The sequence below is a fragment of the Streptomyces sp. PA03-5A genome (assembly GCF_033792725.1).
Lineage (GTDB): Bacteria > Actinomycetota > Actinomycetes > Streptomycetales > Streptomycetaceae > Actinacidiphila.
The window spans coordinates 148789-170873 of the sequence record NZ_JARAVL010000001.1; the positions used below are offsets into that span (position 1 = coordinate 148789).

The following is a 22085-nucleotide window of genomic DNA, read 5'->3' on the forward strand; positions in this document are numbered from 1 at the left end:
TAGGACTCGAATTAAGCATTAAGCCTAGAGGGGAGCGGCCCATGCTGCTGCTGGCTCACATCAGCGACCTGCATCTCGACGGCACCGAACGCTCGACGGAGCGCGCCACCCGCGTCATGGCGTACCTGCGCGGGCTTCCCCGGCCGCCGGACGCGCTGCTGGTCACCGGGGACATCGCCGACCACGGCGCCCCCGCCGAGTACGAGGAGGCGGCCCGGATCCTGGAAGCGCCCTTCCCGGTGCTCCCCTGCCCGGGCAACCACGACCGGCGGGCCGCCTACCGCAAGGCGCTGCTGGGCGAGGCCGAGGCGGCGGAACCGGTGAACCGCGCGCACCTCGTCGCCGGGACCGCGGTGCTGATGTGCGACTCGACGATCCCGGAGGAGGACGACGGCCTCCTGGACGAGGAGACCCTGCGGTGGCTGTCCTCGACGCTGGACGGGCTGGCCCCCGGCACGCCCGCGCTGGTGGCCTTCCACCACCCGCCCGTCGCGCTCCACCATCCGCTGCCCGACGGCTACCGGCTGGGCGGGCCCGGGCCCCTGGAGGAACTGCTGGCCGCGCACCCCGAGGTGATCGCCGTCCTGACCGGGCACGCGCACACGCCCGCCGCCACCACCTTCGCCGGGCGGCCCCTGATCGCCGCGCCCGGGGTGACGTGGACGCTGCGCATGCCGTGGGAGGGCGCACAGGACGGCTCGGTCGCCGACCGTTCGGCGCCGCCCGGCGTCGCCTTCCACGTGCTGGACGACGAGCGGCGCCTGACGACCCACTACCGCGTGGTGCTCTGAACCACCATCGCCGAGCCGCCGCCGCGGCGCACCGTCTCGGCGGCGGCGAGCCAGCGGCCGTCCGGCAGTCGCTGGACGCCCGTCGTCGCACCGATCTCACCCGCGTCGGCGAAGCTGTGCCCGATGTCCTTCAGCTCCGCCGCCACGTCGCTCGCGAGGAAGGCCGGCTCGACCTGCGTGGTCGCGGCGTTGCGCTGGCTCGCGCGCGGCGCGGCGATCGCGTCCACCAGCGGCAGCCCGCGGTCGACGTGCTCGGTCAGCACCTGCAGCACGGTGGTGATGATCGTGGCGCCGCCGGGCGAGCCGAGCGCGAAGTCGACGCGGCCGTCCTTCAGCACGATCGTCGGCGACATCGAGGAGCGCGGCCGCTTCCCGGGGCCCGGCAGGTTGGGGTCGTGCACCGAGGCGCTCGCAGGGACGAACGAGAAGTCGGTCAGCTCGTTGTTGAGCAGGAAACCGCGCCCGGGGACGGTGATGGCGCTGCCACCGGTCTGCTCGATGGTCAGCGTGTACGCGACGACGTTGCCCCACTTGTCGGCGACCGTGAGGTGCGTGGTGTTCTCGCCCTCGTACGTCGTCGGGGCGGCCTTGCCGCCACTGCCGCAGCGCGCCGGGTGGTACGGGTCGCCCGGGGCGACCGGGCTGGTCAGCACCGCGTCGTCCTTGATCAGGCAGGCCCGGGAGTCCGCGAACGACTGCGACAGCAGCCCCGCGGTCGGGACCTTCTCGAAGGCCGGGTCGCCGACCCAGCGTCCGCGGTCGGCGAAGGAGATCCTGCTCGCCTCGAGGAAGCGGTGCAGGTACTGGGCGTCGGAGAGCCGGGAGAGTCTGCCGGTCCGCTCCAGGATGTTCAGCGCCTCACCGACGGTGGTGCCGCCGGAGGAGGAGGGCGCCATGCCGTAGACGTCCAGGCCGCGGTAGGAGACCCGGGTCGGGTCCTGCGGCTTGGCCTTGTAGGCCTTCAGGTCCGCCGTCGTGAGGTCGCCGGGGCGGACGACCCGCGTCGCGGCCGGGTCCACGGGCGGCTTGCGCACGGTGTTCACGATGTCGGCGCCTATGCCGCCGCTGTAGACGGCGGAGACGCCTTTGCGGCCCAGCTCGTCGTAGGTGCGGGCGAGGTCGGGGTTCTTGAGCGTGGAACCCACCGCGGGCAGCTGCCCGCCGGGCAGGAAGAGCGCGGCGGTGGCCGGGAAGTCCTTGAAGCGCGCCTGGTTGGCTTCCGTCTGGCTGCGGAAGGTGGCGTCCACCGTGAACCCGTCGTGCGCGAGGCGCTCGGCGGGTCGCAGCACGTCACCCAGGCTGCGGCTGCCCCAGGATCTCAGGGCGGTGTCCCAGGTCGCGGGAGTACCGGGGACGCCGACGCTCAGACCGCTGGTGACGGCGTCGTTGAACGGCAGCGGCTGGCCGTTCTCGACGAAGAGCTTGTCGGTGGCGCTCTTGGGGGCCGTCTCGCGGCCGTCGATGGTGTGGACCTTGCGCTGCCTCGCGTCGTAGTACACGAAGTAACCGCCGCCGCCGATGCCCGAGGAGTACGGCTCGGTGACGCCCAGGGCGGCCGCGGTGGCGACCGCGGCGTCCACGGCGTTCCCTCCGCGCCGCAGCACCTCGATGCCGGCGGCGGAGGCGTCGGCGTCGACGCTGGAGACCGCGCCCCCGTAGCCGACGGCGAGCGGGACCTTGGCGGGTGTGGCGTCCCGGGCCCGGGCGTCCGCCCCCGGCGGGGCCGCGGCCACCGACAGCGCGGCGGTGGCGGTTACGGCGAGCAGCGACAGACTCCGTACAGCGTGACGACGCATACGTGGACCTCCACTGGGGCGACCGTCCGGGCAGCCTAACCCCACCCTGCCTTCCTCGTCAGGAACGCCTCAACTACGATCCCGGCCCATGAGCGACGACGTGCGCAACTTCGTCCTGGGACTCGCCGCGAGCGGTATCAGCGCCGCGCTGGGCTGGTTCGTCCGCACGTACCTGTGGCGGCGCAAGCTGCGGCGCAAACAGCGCTTCTTCGGGCTGCCCACCGGCTCGGAGTGCCTGCTGGTGATCAACCGCGATCCGGGCTCGACACGGGGATGGAGCGTGGCGCGCCATGACGTCTTCGCGCTGATCGAACTGTCCGCGCTGATCAAGGAGTGCGGAGCGCACGCCGAGATCCTGCCCCACGACACCGCCTGGCAGGGCTTCGGCGCGCGCACCGAGTTCTGCGTCGGCGGTCCGATATCCAACCACCGCATGGCGGCGCACCTGCGCTCCATGCTGCCCGGTTTCCAGGTCAACGACTTCACCGGGCCCGTCGAGGACCAGGGCGCGCTGACCGTGGGCGGCGAGACCTACCGTATGGAGAAGGGCAAGGTGGAGTACGTCTTCCTGGCCCGGCTGGCTGCCAACGAGAACACCGGGAACAACCGCCCGGTCTTCCTCGCCTCCGGCCAGCGCGGGGTGACCAACCAGGCCGCCGTGCGCTACCTCGCCCGCCACTACCAGCGACTGTCCCGCAAGTACGGGGTGGACGGCACCTTCTGCCTGCTGCTGAAGGTCGTCAACTCCGACGCCTACGGACCCGACGTGGTGGAGGTCGTCGCCGACGTCACCCGCGAGGCCAAGACCCCCGCCAGCCCGCCGGTGGCCGTCGCCGCGGAGTGACGGCCCGGGACCGGGCGGGACGGCCGCGGGGGCACGGGCCCCCGCGGCCCCGTCATATGCGGCCGCGCACGCAGATCCGGTCCAGGACGGCAGCGGCCATGGCCTTCTCGCCCAGCGCGTTGGGATGGGCGGGCGCGGCCGGAGCGGCGGGCGTGAGCGGCTCGATCCAGCGGACGCCGGGGGCCGTGCACATGTCGTGGCCGACGGTCGGGGTGTAGGTGTCGACGTAGGTCGCGTGGGCGGCCTTGGCACGACGGGCCAGCATGGCGTTGAGCCGCTTCTCGGTGTCCCGGAGGTAGGCGAAGTCCTTGTCGGCGAAGGGCACGGCCGGGCGGCAGCCGACCCCGCTGTCGGGGAGCAGCGCCGGGTAGCCGACGACCACGACGCGGGCCCGCGGCGCGCGGTGGTGGATGGCGTCCAGCACGGCGTCGATCTTCGGTGCCGTCTGCTCCACGGCGGCCCGCAACCGGTCGGTTCCACCCGCCGTGTAGTACTTCTCGCAGGGATTGCCGGTCGGGTCGGAGACCGCGGCGCCGGCGCAGGTGCGGATGATGCTCCCGAAGCCGACGTCGTTGCCGCCGATCTGCAGGGTGACCAGGGAGGTCCGCCGGCTCAGGGCGTCCAGCTGCGGCGGGTTGCTGCCCTGCGCCTTCCACATCTCGGCGGTGGTGGCCCCGCCGCAGCTCACGTCGGTCAGGCTGGTGCCTCTCAGCCGCCCCGCCACCAACGAGGGGTAGTTCCGGTTCGACCGGGCGCAATTGGCGTCCACCTGGTCGGGGATGAGCGGTCCCGACGTGTACGAGTCCCCGAGCGCGACGTACGCGTCCCGGTGGCCGTTGCCGTGACCGTTGCCTTGATGGTGGCCGTCGCGCGAGTGCGCGGTGGCCGGAACCGTGCTCACCGCGGCGAGCACGAGCGCGGCCGCCGCCGCGGCCGCTCCCAGGATCGATGCACGTCCGACACCCATCGGGCCCTCCCCCTGTCGACGCTGACGGGTTCAGATTCGGCGTCCCGCGTGGCCGAAGTCAATGGATGCGTCGCAAGTTCGCTCGATGGACTGACGTTCCCTCAGCTCAGGGCAATCGTTACTGGCGCGTAACATGCAGAGGTATTACCAACGGTAAGCGGCTCTGGTTACTCTCCAGTCACTTTGTCACGGGGACATCTGGAGCCGCCATGAGAGCGCTTCGTACCACCGCGGGAACGTTTTCCGCCGTCCTGCTCGCCACCGCGGCACTGGGCATCGCGGCCCCCGCCGCGCACGCGACCCCGCTCGCAGGCCCGGGCACCGCGGCCGGCACGGCCCGCGGGGCGGGCACCGCCGCCCCTTCCGTCCGCTTCGTCGACATCCCGGGAGCCGGCGGGATCACCCTCAAGGGGAACGTCTTCACCCCTTCGGGCAACGGCGGTCGCGACGCAAGTGCGCGCTATCCCGCCGTCGTCCTCCCCAGCAGCTGGGGCCTGAACGACCTGCAGTACCTGGCCCAGGCGCAGAAGCTCGCCGACTCCGGCTACGTCGTGGTGAGTTACACCGCTCGTGGCTTCTACCTCTCCGGCGGGACGATCGACGTCGCCGGGCCGCTCGACGTCGCGGACATCTCGAGGGTCATCGACTGGACGCTCGCCAACACCCCCGCGGACCCCGGCCGGATCGGCATGGCCGGCGTCTCCTACGGTGCCGGACTGACCCTCATGGGCGCCGCGCACGACCCCCGCGTCAAGGCGGTGGCGGCGCTCAGCGGCTGGGCGGACCTGACCGAGTCCATCTACGGCGGCCGCACCCAGCACCTGCAGTCCTCCCTGCTGCTCGGCGCCGCCGGATACCTCACGGGCCGGCCCAGCGCCGAGTTCCAGCGGGTGCTCACCGACTTCCTGGCCTCCGACTACGACCAGGAGGACGAGCTGATCGCCTGGAGCCGGCTGCGCTCCCCCGGCACCTACCTCGACCGGATCAACGCCAACGGCACCGCCGTGATGCTCGCCAACGCCTGGGGCGACACGATCTTCTCGCCCAACCAGCTCGCCTCGTTCTACGACCGGCTGACCGTCCCCAAGCGCCTGGAGTTCCGCCCGGGCGACCACGCGACACCGGAGATCACGGGGCTGTTCGGGCTGCCCAACGACGTCTGGTCCGACACGCGGCGCTGGCTGGACCACCACCTCAAGGGCGTGGACAACGGCATCGACAAGGAGCAGCCGGTCCGCCTGGCCTCCCGCAGCGGTGGCGGCTACGAGGGGTACGGCAGCTGGTCGGCCGTACCCTCGGCCACCCGCGAGCTGCCGCTGGACGGCACCCGCCGCATCGCCGCGAACGTCGACTCGGGCGCGGACGGCGGCATCATCTTCCTCTCCTCGCTCGCCGACCAGCTCGCGCAGGCGCCGCCCGTCGTCTCCGTACCGCTGTTGCCGCGCACCTTCGCCGCGGTCTGGCAGAGTCCCCGCGACGAGACCGTGCAGCAGGTCCGCGGCACCCCCGTGCTGCACACCACGGTGACGCCCTCGGCCTCCCGGGGCACCTTCGTGGCCTACCTGTACGACGTGAACTCCCTCGGCATCGGCAAGCTGATCACGCACGCCCCCTACACCTTCACCGACCGCACCCCGGGAAGCCCCTTCGCGGTGGACCTGGAGCTGTACTCCACCGCCTACGACGTCCCGGCCGGCCACCGCCTGACCGTGGTCGTGGACACCGTCGACCCCCTCTACATCGAGCACAACCCGGCCTTCTCCGGGCTGGCCTTCTCCTCCCCGGCGGCGGACCCGTCCCGGCTCTCCCTGCCGCTTCGCCGACCGTCACTCCCGTAGCGTGCGTACCTCGGTACGCAGCTGTGGCCTGCGTACCTAACGTCGTGCCAGGAGCGGGAGAGAGGACAGCGGGGATGGCCGAGCCGGCGCCGGTGTACCAGTGGATCGCCGACGACCTCATGCGGCGGATCGACGAGGGACTCCTCAAGCCCGAGTCCCGCATCCCCTCCCGTTCCCGGCTGAAGGAGGCCTACCGGGCGAGCGACCAGACCGTCGACCGGGCAGTGCGCGTGCTGAAGGCGGCGGGCTACGTCGAAGGGCAGTTCGGCCGCGGGGTGTTCGTTATCGACCGTTCGGCCCGGGGGACGCTCGACCGCGGCACCGGCGCCGTCGACTCACCCTTCGCCACACGGGTCGCCGGTGACGCCGCAATGGTGGACTGGGAGTCCTCGACGGTCACCACGACCGCCCCGCCGGCCATCGCCGAGCGGCTCTGCATCGCCACCGGCGACCCGGTGGTGATGACCCGTTACGAGTACCTGGCGAACCGCCGGCCCGTGCAGCTCGCGACCAGTTGGGAACCGCTGGCCATCACCGACGGCACGGACGTCGCGCACCCCGAACGCGGCCCCTACGCCCGCCGTGGTGTGCGGGGACGGCTGGCCGCGATCGGGGTCCGCGTGGTGCGGGCCCGCGAGGTCCTGGAATCACGGCCCGCCACCGGCTGGGAGGCGCAGACCCTCGGCTGTGCGCACGGCCAGTGCGTGACGGCGGTCCAGCGGACGTACTTCGACGCCGACGACCGCGCCGTGGAGACCTCGGACACGGTGATCCGCGCCGACCGCTGGCGTGTGGCGTACAGCATCGACTTCTCGTCCTGACCGGCTGCCGGGCGGGCGCGTGGCCGGACCCGGCGAGGCCGCGCCCCTCGGCCCGGTGGTGGCGTGCGATCGCTAACGGCCTCCGGCTGCGGCGCCCGCGTGGCCCTCGCCGAGCACCCGGCCGACCAGCGCGTCGCGGTCGGCCTTGGGGATGGCGGTCCAGCGGGTACCGCGGATCGCGCCCTCGAGGGCGAGCAGGGTGTGGGTGCAGGCGTCCTCGGGAAGCCCTTCGCGGATCATCGCGAAGGCCCCTCCGGATCCGAGGCGGCGCAGCTCGTCGGCGTCCGGCACACCGGCGCTGCGAAGGCGCTCGGCCAGGACCGCGCCGATGTTGGGCATCTGCTGCAGGGAGTCCATGACCCCATCATGCACCTCCCGACGCCCCGTCAGACGGCGATCTCGGCCCAGACACGCTTGCCGCCCGGCAGGAGGTCTGTCCCCCAGCGGTAGGTGAGGGCGGAAACCACCTGAAGACCGCGGGCGCTCCCCGTCGTGTCGGGGACCCGCCCGGTCAGCACCAGGCAGGGCGGAGTGCGGGAGCCGTCGCGGACCGACATGTGCACCAGCGTCAGCCGCCGCGACAGCGTGACGCCCACACGCCGGCCCCCGGCGTGCCGCACGGCGTTGGAGACGAGCTCGGCGAGGACGATGCTCGCGGGGTCCATCAGGTACCCGAGGTCCCACGCGTCCAGGGTCGCCGCCAGGATGCGGCGCGCCTGGGCGGGCGCCAGGTCGTCGGCGGGCAGGAAGACCTCGCCCAGCAGGACGGTGGCGGGTGGGGCCGGGACGGGTTCGGCCGCCGGACCGTGGGTATGGAGGGTATCCGGAGGGGACTCGTCTCCGGCACCGCGGTCGGCACCGCGGTCGGCGCCGGGGGCGACGCGCCGGAACGGGGGCTGTGCGGCCAAGTTGTCCCCCATGTGACCACCTCACAGGTGTCGTAGGTGGCGCCGAGCATTCCGTGAAGCACACGTGCACGCGATACCCCCGCGCTATTCTCACCACGACATACCCGCTGGTAACGCCGGTGGAAGGAACCGGCGCCGGTACGGACGGGAGTCGTGGATGTCGGGACCGGTTGCCGGCGCTGCCGTCGAGATCCCCGCGTGGGCCTGGGAGCGCGAGGAGATACGGGAGGCCCTGCGGGCCCGCGACGCCGGGGCGATCCTGCGGTTCGCGCAGCAGTACGGCGGCGCGAGCCAGTCGCGCATCGCCGCCGCGACGGGGCTGCTGCAGGGCCGGGTCAACGAGATCGTGCGGGGGCGCCGCTCGGTGGTGCGGTTCGACGTGTTCGAGCGCATCGCGCAGGGCCTGCGCATGCCGGACCACGCACGGATGCTCATGGGGCTCGCGCCGCGCCGCCTGCGCTCGTACGGCGTCCGCGACCTGATGGACCATCCGCAGGTCGCGGCGGTCGCGCTGACCAAGCCCGAGGCGGCCGCGGAGATCCGCGAGGCGGCCGCGAGCGCCGACGCGGTGGACGTGGTGGGCGTGCGCGCCCTGGGCCTGGTGGCGCTCGGCGACTCGCTGCTGCGGGGGCCCCTGACCCGCGACGGCCGGACCGGGTCTCCTCCCCGCATGCGGCTGCTGTTGCTGCACCCGGAGAGCCCCGCGGTCGCCCGGATCGCGGAGGAGGTCGGCGAGACACCGCGCTTCTTCGCGTCGAGCCTGCGCTTCGCGGAGGACATGCTCGCCGCCCTCGCCGATGAAGGAACGATTCAGCTGGAGGTCTACCGCTACCGCACCGCGCCGGTGTGGCGGTTGGTGCGCCTCGACGGTGCCGCCTTCGTCTCCGTCATCGGACCGCCGGCGGACCCGCGGGGCTCGCTGGTCTACCGGCTCTCCGCCACGCCGCCCGGCTCGGTGCTCTATGGCTTCGACCGCTGGTTCGAGGCCATGCTCGGCGAGGCCGAGCGCGTCATCTAGGAGCGCCGGGCGGCGCTCAGGCCTCGGACGCCTCGGCGTGGACCTGGGACAGCTCCGGGGTGCCGCTCTCCGCCCACTCGTGGCCGGCCTCGACGACGTCGAGTTCACGGCCGGAGGCCAGCAGGATGACGGGCCGGCCGTTGGGCCAGATCTGCCAGTTCGCGCCCGGCACGGTGCGCACGACGACCGTGCCGAGGTAGAGCCCGGCGTCGTTGCCGAGCCAGGACAGCTCGTCCGGATCGTCGCGCCAGCGCGGCACCAGTTGGTCCAGGCGCTCCAAAGAGGCGGCCGTGTCGTCCAGTTCCACGCCCTCGGCCTCGGCCCTGGCGCGCAGCAGTTCGCACTCGGAGAGCAGTTCCGCGACTCCTTCCGGGTCCTCGGCGAGGGACTCCGGTACGGCCGCGCCGCGGACCTCGCCGTACCGTTTGCGCCATCTGTCCAGGAAGGAGATGTCCATGGGCATCAGCCTATGGCGTAGGCCTTGCGGAGTGTCTCGTGGACGGTCCATGTCGTGCGGTCTCCTTCGCGGAGGACGCAGACGTCACCCGGGCCGAGCTCCAGGGTCGGTCCGCCCTCCACCTCGACGGTGGCCCGCCCGCTGACGACCACGAACATCTCGTCCGCCTCGGTGTCGGTCACCACGCCCGGGGTGATCTGCCAGATCCCCCTCGAACGGGTGCCGTCGGGCGACTGCCACAGCACCGTTCCGGTGACCTCCGGGGAGCCGGAGACGATCTGCTCCGGGTCCAGGGGGTCGGGTTCGAGCACGGCGGCGGCGATGTCGACGGAGAAGCTCTTCATGGCCGGGAGCGTACGCGCGGGCGTATGCCAACGGTAACGACACGTTGTATACGTTCCGTTGCCGCACAATACGTAACGTAAGGCTGCCCCGCGCGAGAAGGGCCATGCAATGCGGGATGAACGGGAAGCCGCGGCACGGGCGGCGGACCGCGCCTGGCGGCTGCTGGAGGAACTGGCGGCGCGGGCACCGGGGACGGTGCGGCTGGCACCCGGCGCGGACGACGCCGAGATCGCGGCGTGGGGCGTGCCGCTGCCCGACGAGGTGCGGCACCTGGTCGGCAGGGTGCGGTCGATCCGCATCGGGGGGCTGGAGGAGTACCGGCTGGCCCCGGAGCGCGGGCTGCACCCCGGTGGCTGGGCGGTGGGGCCGCCCGGCTCCGCGCACCTGCTGCACGAGTCGGGCGGGGACACGCTCTTCGTCGACGTGGACGAGGGCACCGGCGCCTGGGGCCGGGTGTTCGCCGCGACCGGCGTCTTCCTCGACACCTGGGCGTACGTCGCGCCGTCGCTGGTCGACTGGGTCACCCTGCTGGCCCGGGCCGGGCTCACGGCCCTGGAGCGCACGGTGCCCGAGCCGGATCCGGATCCCGAACGGGCGGACGGCACGGCTCCGGACCACACCGCCGTGCTGGAGCGGCTCGCCGAGACCTCGCACGTCTTCTCCTACCGGCCCGACCTGCGGGGCACGCCCGTGGGGCAGGCCCGGCCCGACGCCGACCCGGAGCTGGCGGGCGCGCTGACCGGGCTGCCGGACGACGCCTTGGTGGTGGACCTGCGCGACGTGGCGCATCCGGCCACCTTGCACCTGCCCTGCCCGCCCGGCCTGCGCGGCTACGTCGAGTTCCAGCGCAGGGCCGGCGGGCGCTTCGCGGTGGGCCTGCCCCGGAGCGGTCAGACGTCGAGGTCGACCACGACGGGGGCGTGGTCGGAGGCGCCCCTGCCCTTGCGCTCCTCACGGTCGACGTAGGCGTCGGAGACCGCCTTGCCGAAGGCCTGGTTCGCGTAGACCAGGTCGATCCGCATGCCGCGGTTCTTGGGGAAGGCCAGCTGGCGGTAGTCCCAGTAGGTGTAGGGACGGTCGTACTTCAGCGGGCGGGGCACCACGTCGTTGAGCCCGGCCTCGCGCAGGTGCGCCAGCGCCTCCCGCTCCGCGGGGGTGACGTGGGTCAGCCCCTCGAAGACCGAGGGGTCCCACACATCCTCGTCGGTGGGCGCCACGTTGTAGTCGCCGAGGACGGCGAAGGGGCGCCCGCCGGCAGCGTCCTGCGCGACCGCCGCGCGCAGCGCCTCGAACCAGCGCAGCTTGTAGGCGTAGTGCTCGTGGCCGACCTCACGGCCATTGGGCACGTACACCGACCAGACCCGGACCGGGCCGCAGGTCGCCGAGACCGCGCGGGGCTCGTCGACCTCCTCGTACAGCGGGCCGCCGGGCAGGCCGACGACGACGTCCTCGAGACCCACCTTGGACAGCAGGGCGACGCCGTTCCACCGGCCGGTGGCGTTGACGGCGGTCTCGTAGCCGAGGGCGCGCAGCTCGTCGAACGGGAACTGCGCCTCGGCGCACTTGGTCTCCTGGATGCACAGCACGTCCGGGCTGTTCTTCTCCAGCCAGGGCAGCAGCCGCGGCAGGCGGGCGGTGATCGAGTTGACGTTCCAGGTGGCGATGCGCATGGACCCGAATGTACCGCCCGCCTCCGACAACCGGCCCCGCGGCGTTCCCCGGGGCCGTCCGCGGCAGGTCGTCAGCCCAGGTCGGCGCTGTCGCCGGGGGCCAGCCTGCCGTGCTCCGCGCCGCCGACACCGGGCCCGTCGGGGCCGAGCAGCCGGTCGTAGACGGTACGCGCGATGTCGCTGAGCAGCCCGTCGTGCACGTCGATGGCGCGGGCCGGCTTGACCTCGCGGAGGTAGTCGATGACCTCGGAGACCTTGCTCCAGGGGGCGTGCACCGGCAGCAGCAGCGTCTCGACGGACCGGCCGGGCACGGTGAGCGCGTCGCCGGGGTGGAAGACGGAGCCGTCGACGAGGAAGCCCACATTGGTGATGCGCGGGATGTCGGGGTGGATCACGGCGTGCATCTGACCGTGCACCTCGATGTCGAAGCCGGCCGCACTGAAGGTGTCGCCCTCGCCGACGGTGTGGACCCGGCCCGGGAAGGCGGCCGACACCTGGTCGGCGACGCTCTTCAACGTCCAGATCTCGGCGGCGGGGTCGGCCTCCAGGGCGGCGCGCAATTGCTGTTCGCTGAAGTGGTCCGCGTGCTCGTGCGTGATGAGCACCGCCTCCGCCCCCGTCGCCGCCTCCGGTTCGGTGAAGGCTCCGGGGTCGATGACGAGCGTGCGCCCGTCCTTCTCCAGGCGGACGCAGGCATGGCCCCTCTTCGTCAGCTTCATGGCTCTCCTCCGGAGCGGTGATCCTTTGCATGGCCATCATGGCCGGGGCCGTGCGCACCGCACACGCCGCATCCAGGTGGGGATGGCAAGGGGCTGACGGGGCGACCGGGCTGCCGCCGTGCGCGCGGGCTCACTCCCGTGGCCGAGTCTCCTCCCGGATGACACGCCGCGCCACCGCGAAGGCGGAGGTGGCGGCGGGCACCCCGCAGTAGACGGCGGTGTGCAGCAGCACCTCCTCGATCTCGGCCGGGGTGAGGCCGCCGCGCAGCGCGGCCCGGGTGTGCCCGGCCAGTTCCGCGTGGTGGCCGCCGGCGACGAGCGCGGTCAGGGTGACGACGCTGCGGGTGCGCCGGTCGAGCCCGGGCCGGTTCCAGACCTCCCCCCAGGCGTAGCGGGTGACGAACTCCTCGAAGTCCCCGGCGGACTCCTCGGCCTCCCCCGCCGCCCGGTCGACGTGGGCGTCGCCCAGGAGCTCGCGCCGGGTGCGGTCGCCCTGCGCGTACGCGTCCGGGCGTTCGCCCGCGGTACCGCCCCGGTGCTGCGGCGCGGGCCGTACGGGGGCCGCCGCAGCGGGCTCGGGGGCCGCATGTGCGGGCTGCGCGGGGAGGGTCACGGCGGCGGGCTGCTCGGTCCAGGTGGCCTCGAAGTGGCGTACGAGGAGTTCGCCCACGGCGGCGGGCTGCTCGACCGGCACCAGGTGCGAGGCCCCGGGGACGACCGCGAGCCGCGCGTCCGGTATCCCGGCGACCAGGGCCCGGGCGTCGGCGGGCGGCGTCACCTGGTCCTCGGCGCCGCCCAGGACCAGCGTCGGCACGGTGATCAGGCCCAGCTCGGCGCGCACGTCATGGGCGGCCAGCGCCTCGCAGGCGGCGATGTAGCACTCGGGGTCGACGGCGCGGGCCATCTGCACGGACCAGTCCACGATGGCGGCCTGGGCGGCACGGAAGGCGGGGGCGAACCAGCGCTCGGGGGTGCTCAGGGCGATCTGCTCCAGGCCGTTCGCACGGACGACGACGCCGAGCTGCCGCCATGCGTCAGGGGTTCCGAAACGGGCGGCCGAGGAGACCAGCGCGAGCGAGGCCACGCGCTGCGGGGCGCGCAGCGCGAGCTGGGTGCCGATGGCGCCGCCGAAAGCGCAGCCCGCGTAGCCGAAGCGCTCGACGCCGGCCTCGTCCAGGGTGCGCAGCAGGCGGTCGGCGAGGTCGGCGGTGGAGGCAGAGGGGTCGGCGGGGGCACCGCCGTGCCCCGGGAGGTCGTACCGCAGCACCCTCCACTGCCGGGTCAGCTCGGGTATCTGCCGGTCCCACATGTGCCACGTCGTGCCCAGTGAGGGGCCGAGGACCAGGACCGGGGCGTCCTGCGGGCCGTCGATGCGGTGCTGGAGGGTCTTGGGGGTCTGCTCGTCGGTCACTCGCTCCACGCTATCGAGGCGTTCGCGGGCACGGACGCCCGGGCCCCGTGACGGCGCGGGACCCTTGCGGCGCCTGGGCGCCGGTCAGCGGAAGTTTATCGTGGACACGACATAGACCACGGGGTGGTCCGTGTTGGAGAGGTCGACCGTGATGTTGTGGTCCGGCTTGTCGCCGTGCTGCTTGAGCTTGAGACCGGCCCACCGGCGGTCCGTGCCGAAGGTCCAGCGCACCGTGCGGGCCTGCTTCGGGCTCACGGTCACGTCGCCGTCCCTCAGGGCGGAGCGGCTCGTGCCGACCTGGGCGAGGAAGGTGTCCAGGCCGCCCTGGTTGGTGCGGAACTGCACGTAGAAAGAGCTGGAGGCCCAGTTGTTGGTCTCCAGGTACGCCACCGGCGTCGACCCGGACGGGATCGGCACCTCGTAGATGCGCCGCTGCACCTTGGTGGGCCACAGGTAGGTGAGCGTGGTGGCGGCGGCCTGCTGCTGCTTCTCCTCGCCGCTGTCCCGGCTCTGCTCGGCGGAGATGATCACGTAGCCGATCGGCACCAGGATCAGCAGCGGGACGACCGTCCACTGCACCCAGCGCGGCGGCTTCCTCGCGGGCATGGCACTCACTTGCCGACGACCTTCGCGTAGCGCTCGTACCGCTCGACCCGCCGCCGGTTGGCCCGCCGGAAGCGGCGCGCGACCAGCCGCGCCAGGTCCGCGGCGCCGACCATCCCGGCCTCTGGGCCGAGCTGGGCCTTGACGATACGCGCCTCCGGCCGGTAGCCGCGGCCGGTCAGATGGCGCCGGAAGGCGTCGCGGGCCGGGGCGATCAGCAGGTCGTCGGCCGCGCTGACGCCGCCGCCGATGACGAAGCAGGAAGGATCCAGGGCGGCGGCGAGGTTGGCGATGCCGACGCCCAGCCACTGGCCGATGTCCTGGAAGAGCTCGACGCACATCGGATCACCCTCACGGGCGAGCTCCGTGATGAGCGGTCCGGTGATCTCCCGGACCTGGCCGTCGACCCGGTCGATGATCCCGTACGCGACAGGGGACTCCGCCGCCGCGAGTTCGCGGGCCTCGCGCACCAGGGCGTTGCCCGAGCTGTACTGCTCCCAGCAGCCGCGGTTGCCGCAGGCGCAGCGGTGGCCGCCGGGCACGACCTGCATGTGGCCGAACTCGCCCGCGACGCCGTAGCGGCCCCGCTTGACCTGGCCGTCCTCCAGGATGGCGCCGCCGATCCCCGTGCCCAGCGTGATCATGACGAGGTCGTTCTCACCGCGGCCGGCGCCGAAGCGCCACTCCGCCCATGCGGCGGTGTTCGCGTCGTTGTCCACCATGACGGGGACCCGCAGGCGCTCGGTGAGGCGGGCCTTCAGCGGCTCGTCGCGCCAGGACAGGTGGGGGGCGAAGAGCACCCGGGAGCGGTCCGCGTCGACCCACCCGGCCGCGCCGATGCCCACGGCGTGCACGTCGTGCCGCTCGGACAGGTCGAGGACGAGCTCGGTGATGGTGTCCTCGACCACCTTCGGGCTCTTGCTCTTGTCCGGGGTCTCGGTGCGCAGCTTCTCCAGGATGGTGCCGTCCGCGTCGACGACGCCGGCCATCACCTTGGTGCCGCCGATGTCGATGCCGACGGTGGGGACCCGGGGCGCGGTGAGGTGCGAGCGGCGCTCGCGGCGGCCCACCGTGCTCAGGAGTGTGGAACTGCTGGAGGAGCGGGCGGCACCTCGGTACATGCTCATCGGTTCACCCCCGTGGATCCGATCCCGGACTCGGTCCCGAACTGCTGCTCGGTCGTCGCTCGCAAGGCTCGTCTCTCCGGGGTCGGGGGCGTTTCTCCGAGTGATTCTAAGTGCCGGGGCCGGCGGGGGCGTGGCCCGCTGCCCCGGGCGCCGGCGGAGCGGGTGCCCGGGTGGACGACCGGGGGCCGCCCACCCGCCCTCACGGCGCCGGGCGGCGCAGTTCGTGCGCGAGCGCCTCGAGGTCCGAGCCGCCGGCCATCTCCCGCGTGAGCTCGTCCACCGTGATCCCGTCCCTGGTGTAGGAGCCGGTCATCGTGCCGCGGCGCAGCAGGACGAAGCGGTCGCCGACGAGGTGGGCGTGGTGGGGGTTGTGCGTGATGAGGACCACACCCAGCCCGGCGTCCCGGGCCGCGGCGACGTACTTCAGGACGACGCCGGACTGCCGGACGCCGAGTGCCGCCGTGGGCTCGTCGAGGATGAGCACCTTGGCCCCGAAGTGCACGGCCCGGGCGATGGCGACGCTCTGCCGCTGCCCGCCCGACAGGGTGCCGATGGGCTGGTCCACGTCGCGCAGGTCGATCCCCATGTCGCGCAGTGCCGTGCGCGTGGTCTCCCGCATCATGGCGACGTCCAGGCGCTTGAAGGGGCCGCGGCCCTTCCTCGGCTCGGAGCCGAGGAAGAAGTTCCGCCACACCGGCATCAGCGGGACGACGGCCAGGTCCTGGTAGACCGTGGCGATGCCTCGGTCGAGGGCCTCGCGGGGGGAGGCGTGGCGTACAGGCACGCCCTCGACCTCGTAAGTGCCCCCGTCGTGCTGGTGCAGCCCGGCGATGATCTTGATCAGGGTGGACTTGCCCGCACCGTTGTCACCGAGGACGCAGGTGATCTCCCCCGCGTGCACCTCCAGGGAGACGCCCTCCAGGGCGCGCACGTGCCCGTACGCCTTGCTGACGTCGGTCAGCTTCACCAGGACCGTCACTTCGCCGCCTCCGCCCGCTTGCGCACCCAGGCGTTGAGCAGCGTCGCCAGCAGCAGCATGGCGCCCAGGAAGAACTTGAACCAGTCTGGGTTCCACTCGGCGTAGACGATGCCCTTGCTGGTCATGCCGAAGATGAACGCGCCGACCGCCGAGCCGACGGCGGAGCCGTAGCCGCCGGTCATCAGACAGCCGCCGATCACGGCGGCGATGATGTACAGGAACTCGTTGCCGATGCCCTCTCCCGACTGCACGACGTCGAAGGAGAACAGCAGGTGCTGCCCGGAGATCCACGCGCAGAAGGCGACGGCCATGTACAGGCCCGTCTTCGTACGGGTGACGGGGACGCCGACCGCGCGGGCCGCGTCGGGGCCGCCGCCGGAGGCGAAGATCCAGTTGCCGGCGCGGGTGCGCAGCAGGACCCACGTGGCGACGGCGACCAGCGCGATCCACCACAGGATGGTCACCTGGAGGTCGACGTCGCCGATCCTCAGGTGCGAGGCGAACAGCGCCCGCGCCGACGCGAAGCCCTCCATGTCGGAGATGGACTTGGTGCTGACCGTGCCGTCGATGAGCTTGGTGAAGCCCAGGTTGAGGCCGGTGAGCATCAGGAAGGTGCCCAGCGTGATGATGAAGCTCGGCAGCTTCGTGCGGGCCAGCATGATGCCGTTGAAGAAGCCGATGGCGAGGGTGACGAGCAGCGAGACGCCGACGCCCACCCAGACGTTCGCCGTCATCTGGTAGCTGAACATCGACGACACCAGGGCGGAGGACGTGACCAGCACGCCCGCCGACAGGTCGAACTCGCCGCCGATCATCAGCAGCGCCACTGGCACCGCCATGATCCCGATGGTGGACGCCGCGTAGAGGACGGTCCCCAGGCTCGCCGGCCGCAGGAAGGAGTCGGCCGCCACGGAGAAGAAGACGAAGACGGCCACGGCGCCGACGACCGCCCCGAGCTCGGGGCGGCTGAGCAGGCGGTGCCCGAGCCGTCTCGGGGGCGCGAGGCTGTCCGCGGTCATCGGGTGCCCCGCTTCGCGTAGTCCTTCAGCGCGGCCGCGTCGTCCTTGGTGACGATCTGCGGGCCGGTGAGCACGGGCCTGCCACCGCCGAGCACGTCGGCGTTGTACCGGTAGAGCCACAGCAGGTCGACGGCCTCGTAGCCCTGCAGGTACGGCTGCTGGTCGACGGCGAAGCCGATGGTGCCGTCCTCCAGCGCGCCCGCGACCTGGCCGTTGAGGTCGAAGGTGTCGACCTCGGCCTGGCTGCCCGCCTGGTCCTTCGCCTTGGCGGCGGTGGCGGCGTAGGGCGCGCCCAGGGTCACGACGGCGTCGATGGAACGGTCGGCCGCCAGCTTGGCCTGGAGGGCGGACTGGACGTCCGGCATGTTGGTGCCGTTGACGTAGAGGTTCTCCGTCGTGCCCGCGAAGGTGTTCTTCACGCCCGCGCAGCGCTGCTCGTGGCCGACGTTGCCCTGCTCGTGGAGCACGCACAGGACGTGCTTCCTGCCGCGCGCCGTGAGCTCGTCGCCGACGGCCTCGCCGGCGACGGTCTCGTCCTGGCCGATGTGCGCCAGGGCGCCGTACTCCTTGGACTGGGCGGACCCGGAGTTGATGGTGACGACCGGGATGCCGGCCTTCTCCGCCTTCAGGACGACGTCCTTCATGGCCTCGGGCTTGGCGAGCGTGACGACGAGGCCGTCGACCTTCTGGTCGATGGCGGTCTGCACCAGCTGCGCCTGGTCCTTGCCCTGGTCGCTGTTGGAGTACAGGAATTTGATGTTGTCCTTGGCCGCGGCCTGCCGGGCGCCCTTCTGGACGATGTCCCAGAAGCTGTCCCCGGCACCGGCGTGGGTGACCATGGCGACCGTCCACTTCGGTGTGTCGACGGCCGATCCGTTGGCCTGGGCCTCCTTGGCCCGCTGCTCCGCGCGCAGGCCCCCGGTGCTGCTGCAACCCGCCAGCGCCACACCGATGACCACTGTCAGTAGCGCACCGAGCGCACGCTTTCCCCTGTTCGCGCTCTCCACGTCGTGCCTTTCCCTGCAGGTCTTGGAACCGACCAAGTATCCGTCACAGGGTGCGATGCTTGCGGAAGGGGGGGTTCCGCGGTCGTTCAGGCCCGTACGAGGAGCTGGAACTCGAAGGCGTAGCGGGAGGCGCGGTAGATGTGCGTGCCGTATTCGACGGCCCTTCCCGTGTCGTCGTACGTCGTCCGGCTCATGGTGAGCAGCGCGGCCCCGGGGTCCTCGGCGAGCAGCTCGCCCTCCGCCTCGGTGGCGCACCGGGCGCCGACCGACTGACGGGCGCTGTGCAGGGTGATCCCGGCGGCGCGCATCATGCGGTACAGGCCGGTGGACTCCAGCCTGGCGTTGTCCAGGGACAGCAGTCCCGGCGGCAGGTAGTTGCACATGTGGGCCATTGGCTCACCGTGGGTGAAGCGCAGCCGTTGCAGCACGACGACGTCGCTGCCCTCGGCGAGGCCGAGCGCGGCGGCGACCAGGGCGGAGGCCGGCTCGGTCTCGTTGCGCAGCACCTGGGTCGCGGGGCTCTGCCCGGCCGCCTGGAGGTCGTCGAAGAGGCTGCTCAGCTCCAGGGGCCGCTTGACCTGGCTGTGCACGACTTGGGTGCCCACGCCGCGACGGCGCACCAGCAGTCCCTTGTCCACGAGGGACTGGATGGCCTGCCGGACGGTCGGCCGGGAGAGGCCGAGCCGTCCCGCGAGTTCGATCTCGTTGCCCAGGAGGCTGCCCGGGGCGAGCCTGCCGTGCTCGATGGCGCCCTCCAGCTGCTGGGCGAGCTGGTAGTACAGCGGCACTGGGCTGGAGCGGTCCACCTCGAACTCGAGCGGCGCGGACTCTGCTTTGGACACAGGGGGAGCGTATCCGCCGGTCTCGATCTCAGGAAACTCTGACATCACATTGTCCGAACATTTGGGTCCACCCCTTCTCGAAGGGCCCGCGGGCGGGCCGGTGCGGTCGGTGGCGCGGCCGGTGGTGCCGGGTTCCTGGAGCCGCCTCACAGGTGGCGGCGGCGGTCGCCCAGGTGCCGTTCGTAGGACTTGCGGGCCTCGACGGCCGCCTCCCGCGAGGCGGTCTCGGCGACCGGCACGTCCCACCAGGCCTGGGCGGCGGGGGCCGTCGGAGTGGGGTCGGTCTCGACGTACACGCAGGTCGGGCGGTCGGAGGCACGGGCGGCGGCCAGCGCCTCGCGCAGCTCGCGCACCGTCCGCGCGCGCAGCACGTCCATCCCGAGGCTGGCGGCGTTGGCGGCGAGGTCCACCGGGAGCGGGTCGCCGGTGAAGGAGCCGTCGGCGGCCCGGTAGCGGTAGGCGGTGCCGAAGCGCTCGCCGCCGACCTCGGAGGACAGTCCGCCGATGGAGGCGTAGCCGTGGTTCTGGATGAGGAGGAGGTTGACGTTCACGCCCTCCTGGACGGCGGTCACGATCTCCGTCGGCATCATCAGGTAGGTGCCGTCCCCCACGAGCGCCCACACCGGCCGGTCGGGCGCAGCCATCCGCACGCCGATCGAGGCGGGGATCTCGTAGCCCATGCAGGAGTATCCGTACTCCAGGTGGTACTGCCGCGGTGAGCGGGCGCGCCACAGCTTGTGCAGGTCACCGGGGAGGGAGCCGGCGGCGTTGATGACCACGTCGTCGTCGCCGACCACCGAGTCGAGCGCGCCGAGCACCTGGGTCTGGGTGGGGCGGTCCGTGTCGTCCGCGGCGTACGCGCCGTCGACCACGCGCTCCCAGCTCTCCTTGCCCGCGCGGTACTCGGCCTCGTACGCCGGGTCGACGCGGTGTCCCGCCACGGCCCCGGCGAGGGCTTCGAGGCTCGCGCGGGCGTCGCCGACCAGGGTGCGGGCACCGAGCTTGTGGGCGTCGAAGCCGGTGACGTTGAGGTTGAGGAACCGCACCCCGGAGGCGGCGAAGAGGGTGGAGGAGGCGGTGGTGAAGTCGGTGTAGCGGGTGCCCACGCCGATGACCAGGTCGGCGGTGCGCGCGATGTCGTCGGCCACGGCGGTGCCGGTGTGCCCGACGCCGCCGAGGTCGGCCGGGTGGTCGTGGCGCAGCGAGCCCTTGCCGGCCTGGGTGGACGCCACCGGGATTCCGGTGGCGTCGGCCAGCGCCTGCAGGGCGGGCTCGGCCTCGCTGTGGTGGACACCGCCACCCGCGATGATCAGCGGGCGCCGCGCGGCGCGCACCGCCTCGGCGGCCGCGGCGAGTTCGGCGGCCTCGGGGACCGGGCGGCGTACGTGCCAGACGCGCTCGGCGAAGAACTCCTCCGGCCAGTCGTACGCCTCGGCCTGGACGTCCTGCGGGAGTGCGAGCGTGACGGCGCCGGTCTCGGCCGGGTCGGCGAGCACCCGCATCGCCTGGAGCGCGGACGGGATCAGGGCCTCGGGCCGGGTGACCCGGTCGAACCAGCGGGAGACCGGGCGCAGCGCGTCGTTGACGGAGACGTCGCCGTACTGGGTGTGCTCCAGCTGCTGCAGCACCGGGTCGGGGAGGCGGTTGGCGAAGGAGTCGCCGGGGAGCAGGAGCACCGGCAGCCGGTTGACGGTGGCGAGCGCGGCGCCGGTGACGAGGTTGGTGGCCCCGGGGCCGATGGAGGTGGTGACGGCCTGCGCGGACAGCCGGTTGAGCTGACGGGCGTAGCCGACGGCGGCGTGCACCATGGCCTGCTCGTTGCGGCCCTGGTGGTAGGGCATCTCCTGGCGGTACTCCACCAGGGCCTGGCCGATGCCGGCGACGTTGCCGTGGCCGAAGATGCCCCACGTGCCGGCGACGAGCCGGCGGCGGACCCCGTCGCGCTCGGTGTACTGCGCGGACAGGAACCGCACCAGCGCCTGGGCGACCGTGTGGCGTCGTACGGACTGGCTGCTCATCAGGACCTCTCGGGGGCTTCGTCGGTGACGGCGGGGGCGGTGTACAGCGGAAGGCGCGGGTCGACGGGCTGGTCCGGCCAGGTGGCCCTGACCCAGGCGTGGTCGGGGTGGTCGCAGATCAGCCAGGCGCGCTCCTCCCCCGGGCCCGCCATGACGTTGAGGTAGTACATGTCGTGGCCGGGGACGGCCATCGAGGGGCCGTGCCAGCCGTCGGGGATGAGGACGACGTCGCCGTGCCGGACCTCGGCGAGGACGTCGGTGTTGCGGCCGTTGCCGGAGGGTGACACCCGTTGGTAGCCGATGCCCTCCTTCCCGTGCGCCGGGGCGATCTCGAAGTAGTAGATCTCCTCCAGGCGCGATTCGCCCTCGCGGTCCTCGTCGTGCTTGTGCGGCGGGAAGGACGACCAGTTGCCCGCCGGGGTGAGCACCTCGACCGCGATCAGCCGGTCGCACTCGAAGACCCCGGCGGCGCCGAAGTTGTTGACCTGGCGGCTGCAGCTGCCGCTGCCCCGCAGCTCGACGGGGACGGCGGAGGCCGGTCCGTAGCGGGCGGGCAGCCGGCGGTCGCAGCGGGCACCGGTCAGGGCGAAGCGGCCGCCGGAGGCGGTGGTGACGGTGACCGTCTCGTCGCGCGGCACGTACGCGAAGTCGCTGACGCCGGCGAAGACGCTCTCGCGCCCGGTGAGCCGGGACGTCCCTTCTCCGGTGGAGACCTCGCAGCCTCCGGAGAGCGGCAGCACGATCCACTCGCTGTCACCCGTGGCGAACTCGTGCCGCCCGCCGGGCGCGAGTTCCAGGATCCGCAGCGAGGAGTGGTCCCAGCCGGCCCGTCGGGGGTCGACGTCGACGGCGTACGGGCCGGCGGCGGCCTTCCCTGCGGCCAGGTGGTTCTCGGTGCTGGTCAT

At 72.6% G+C, this 22085-nt stretch carries 23 protein-coding genes; 6 read left to right on the forward strand and 17 right to left on the reverse strand.

The features are described 5' to 3' along the window. Positions 1-41 precede the first annotated feature (41 nt). Positions 42-791, forward strand: a complete 750-nt coding sequence (locus PV410_RS00680; protein ID WP_500321600.1) for a metallophosphoesterase — start codon at positions 42-44, stop codon at positions 789-791. Here PV410_RS00680 and ggt read toward each other — a convergent pair. Further along, positions 773-2587, reverse strand: coding sequence for a gamma-glutamyltransferase (ggt, locus tag PV410_RS00685; RefSeq protein WP_500321601.1), 1815 nt, complete (start codon positions 2585-2587; stop codon positions 773-775). The genes PV410_RS00680 and ggt overlap by 19 nt on opposite strands. An 88-nt stretch (positions 2588-2675) precedes the next feature. On the opposite strand from ggt, the gene PV410_RS00690 reads away from it, so the two are divergent. After that, a complete protein-coding gene (locus PV410_RS00690) occupies positions 2676-3431 on the forward strand; it encodes a hypothetical protein (protein WP_500321602.1) in 756 nt (251 codons plus the stop codon). Positions 3432-3483: 52 nt separating this feature from the next. Here the strand turns inward: PV410_RS00690 and PV410_RS00695 are convergent, their stop codons facing one another. Further along, positions 3484-4398, reverse strand: a complete 915-nt coding sequence (locus PV410_RS00695) for an SGNH/GDSL hydrolase family protein (protein ID WP_500321603.1) — start codon at positions 4396-4398, stop codon at positions 3484-3486. 209 nt (positions 4399-4607) lie between these two features. Between PV410_RS00695 and PV410_RS00700 the strand changes: the two genes are divergently transcribed. Next, positions 4608-6236, forward strand: a complete 1629-nt coding sequence (locus PV410_RS00700) for a CocE/NonD family hydrolase (RefSeq protein ID WP_500321604.1) — start codon at positions 4608-4610, stop codon at positions 6234-6236. Positions 6237-6310: 74 nt separating this feature from the next. Continuing rightward, positions 6311-7057: a GntR family transcriptional regulator gene (locus PV410_RS00705; protein ID WP_500321605.1), complete on the forward strand. Its 747-nt coding sequence runs from the start codon at positions 6311-6313 to the stop codon at positions 7055-7057. Positions 7058-7129: 72 nt separating this feature from the next. Here the strand turns inward: PV410_RS00705 and PV410_RS00710 are convergent, their stop codons facing one another. Further along, on the reverse strand, positions 7130-7414 hold the full coding sequence (locus tag PV410_RS00710) for a TfoX/Sxy family DNA transformation protein (RefSeq protein ID WP_326571765.1): 285 nt from the start codon (positions 7412-7414) through the stop codon (positions 7130-7132). Positions 7415-7443: 29 nt separating this feature from the next. Continuing rightward, positions 7444-7977: an ATP-binding protein gene (locus tag PV410_RS00715; protein WP_500321606.1), complete on the reverse strand. Its 534-nt coding sequence runs from the start codon at positions 7975-7977 to the stop codon at positions 7444-7446. Positions 7978-8122: 145 nt separating this feature from the next. Between PV410_RS00715 and PV410_RS00720 the strand changes: the two genes are divergently transcribed. Beyond that, on the forward strand, positions 8123-8983 hold the full coding sequence (locus PV410_RS00720; protein WP_500321607.1) for a helix-turn-helix domain-containing protein: 861 nt from the start codon (positions 8123-8125) through the stop codon (positions 8981-8983). Positions 8984-8999: 16 nt separating this feature from the next. Here the strand turns inward: PV410_RS00720 and PV410_RS00725 are convergent, their stop codons facing one another. Together PV410_RS00725 and PV410_RS00730 are read right to left on the reverse strand one after the other, a co-directional pair. Next, positions 9000-9440: a DUF6278 family protein gene (locus PV410_RS00725; protein WP_500321608.1), complete on the reverse strand. Its 441-nt coding sequence runs from the start codon at positions 9438-9440 to the stop codon at positions 9000-9002. Between the two features lie 5 nt (positions 9441-9445). Continuing rightward, the gene (locus PV410_RS00730; RefSeq protein WP_499514784.1) at positions 9446-9784 is read right to left on the reverse strand and encodes a cupin domain-containing protein; all 339 of its coding nucleotides are present in this window, start codon (positions 9782-9784) and stop codon (positions 9446-9448) included. Positions 9785-9893: 109 nt separating this feature from the next. Between PV410_RS00730 and PV410_RS00735 the strand changes: the two genes are divergently transcribed. Next, positions 9894-10751 carry an SMI1/KNR4 family protein gene (locus PV410_RS00735; RefSeq protein WP_500321609.1) on the forward strand — a complete coding sequence of 286 codons (858 nt, stop codon included), beginning with the start codon at positions 9894-9896 and terminating at the stop codon, positions 10749-10751. On the opposite strand, the gene PV410_RS00740 is transcribed toward PV410_RS00735, so the two are convergent. From PV410_RS00740 to iolB, 11 genes are all read right to left on the reverse strand, one after another. Beyond that, entirely contained in the window at positions 10676-11455 is a 780-nt protein-coding gene (locus tag PV410_RS00740) for an exodeoxyribonuclease III (protein ID WP_500321610.1), read from the reverse strand. The two genes, PV410_RS00735 and PV410_RS00740, sit on opposite strands and share 76 nt — an antisense overlap. Positions 11456-11526: 71 nt before the next feature. Next, a complete protein-coding gene (locus tag PV410_RS00745) occupies positions 11527-12174 on the reverse strand; it encodes an MBL fold metallo-hydrolase (protein ID WP_500321611.1) in 648 nt (215 codons plus the stop codon). A gap of 130 nt (positions 12175-12304) precedes the next feature. Further along, on the reverse strand, positions 12305-13585 hold the full coding sequence (gene pcaDC, locus PV410_RS00750; protein WP_500321612.1) for a bifunctional 3-oxoadipate enol-lactonase/4-carboxymuconolactone decarboxylase PcaDC: 1281 nt from the start codon (positions 13583-13585) through the stop codon (positions 12305-12307). An 84-nt stretch (positions 13586-13669) separates the two neighbouring features. Next, the gene (locus PV410_RS00755) at positions 13670-14191 is read right to left on the reverse strand and encodes a hypothetical protein (protein WP_500321613.1); all 522 of its coding nucleotides are present in this window, start codon (positions 14189-14191) and stop codon (positions 13670-13672) included. A 5-nt stretch (positions 14192-14196) separates the two neighbouring features. Then, positions 14197-15315 (reverse strand): ROK family glucokinase, encoded by a 1119-nt coding sequence (locus PV410_RS00760; protein ID WP_499514778.1) that lies wholly within the window; start codon positions 15313-15315, stop codon positions 14197-14199. Between the two features lie 199 nt (positions 15316-15514). Then, complete coding sequence (locus PV410_RS00765) at positions 15515-16294, reverse strand: ATP-binding cassette domain-containing protein (protein ID WP_500321614.1); 780 nt, start codon at positions 16292-16294, stop codon at positions 15515-15517. Then, positions 16291-17313, reverse strand: coding sequence for an ABC transporter permease (locus PV410_RS00770; RefSeq protein WP_500321615.1), 1023 nt, complete (start codon positions 17311-17313; stop codon positions 16291-16293). Before PV410_RS00770 ends, PV410_RS00765 begins: the two co-directional genes overlap by 4 nt. Next, positions 17310-18272: a sugar ABC transporter substrate-binding protein gene (locus PV410_RS00775; RefSeq protein ID WP_500321616.1), complete on the reverse strand. Its 963-nt coding sequence runs from the start codon at positions 18270-18272 to the stop codon at positions 17310-17312. The genes PV410_RS00770 and PV410_RS00775 overlap by 4 nt, the downstream gene beginning before the upstream one ends. 134 nt (positions 18273-18406) lie before the next feature. Next, on the reverse strand, positions 18407-19207 hold the full coding sequence (locus PV410_RS00780; RefSeq protein ID WP_500321617.1) for a GntR family transcriptional regulator: 801 nt from the start codon (positions 19205-19207) through the stop codon (positions 18407-18409). Positions 19208-19308: 101 nt separating this feature from the next. Then, positions 19309-21180, reverse strand: a complete 1872-nt coding sequence (gene iolD / locus PV410_RS00785; protein ID WP_500321618.1) for a 3D-(3,5/4)-trihydroxycyclohexane-1,2-dione acylhydrolase (decyclizing) — start codon at positions 21178-21180, stop codon at positions 19309-19311. After that, positions 21180-22085, reverse strand: a complete 906-nt coding sequence (gene iolB, locus PV410_RS00790; RefSeq protein ID WP_500321619.1) for a 5-deoxy-glucuronate isomerase — start codon at positions 22083-22085, stop codon at positions 21180-21182. Before iolB ends, iolD begins: the two co-directional genes overlap by 1 nt.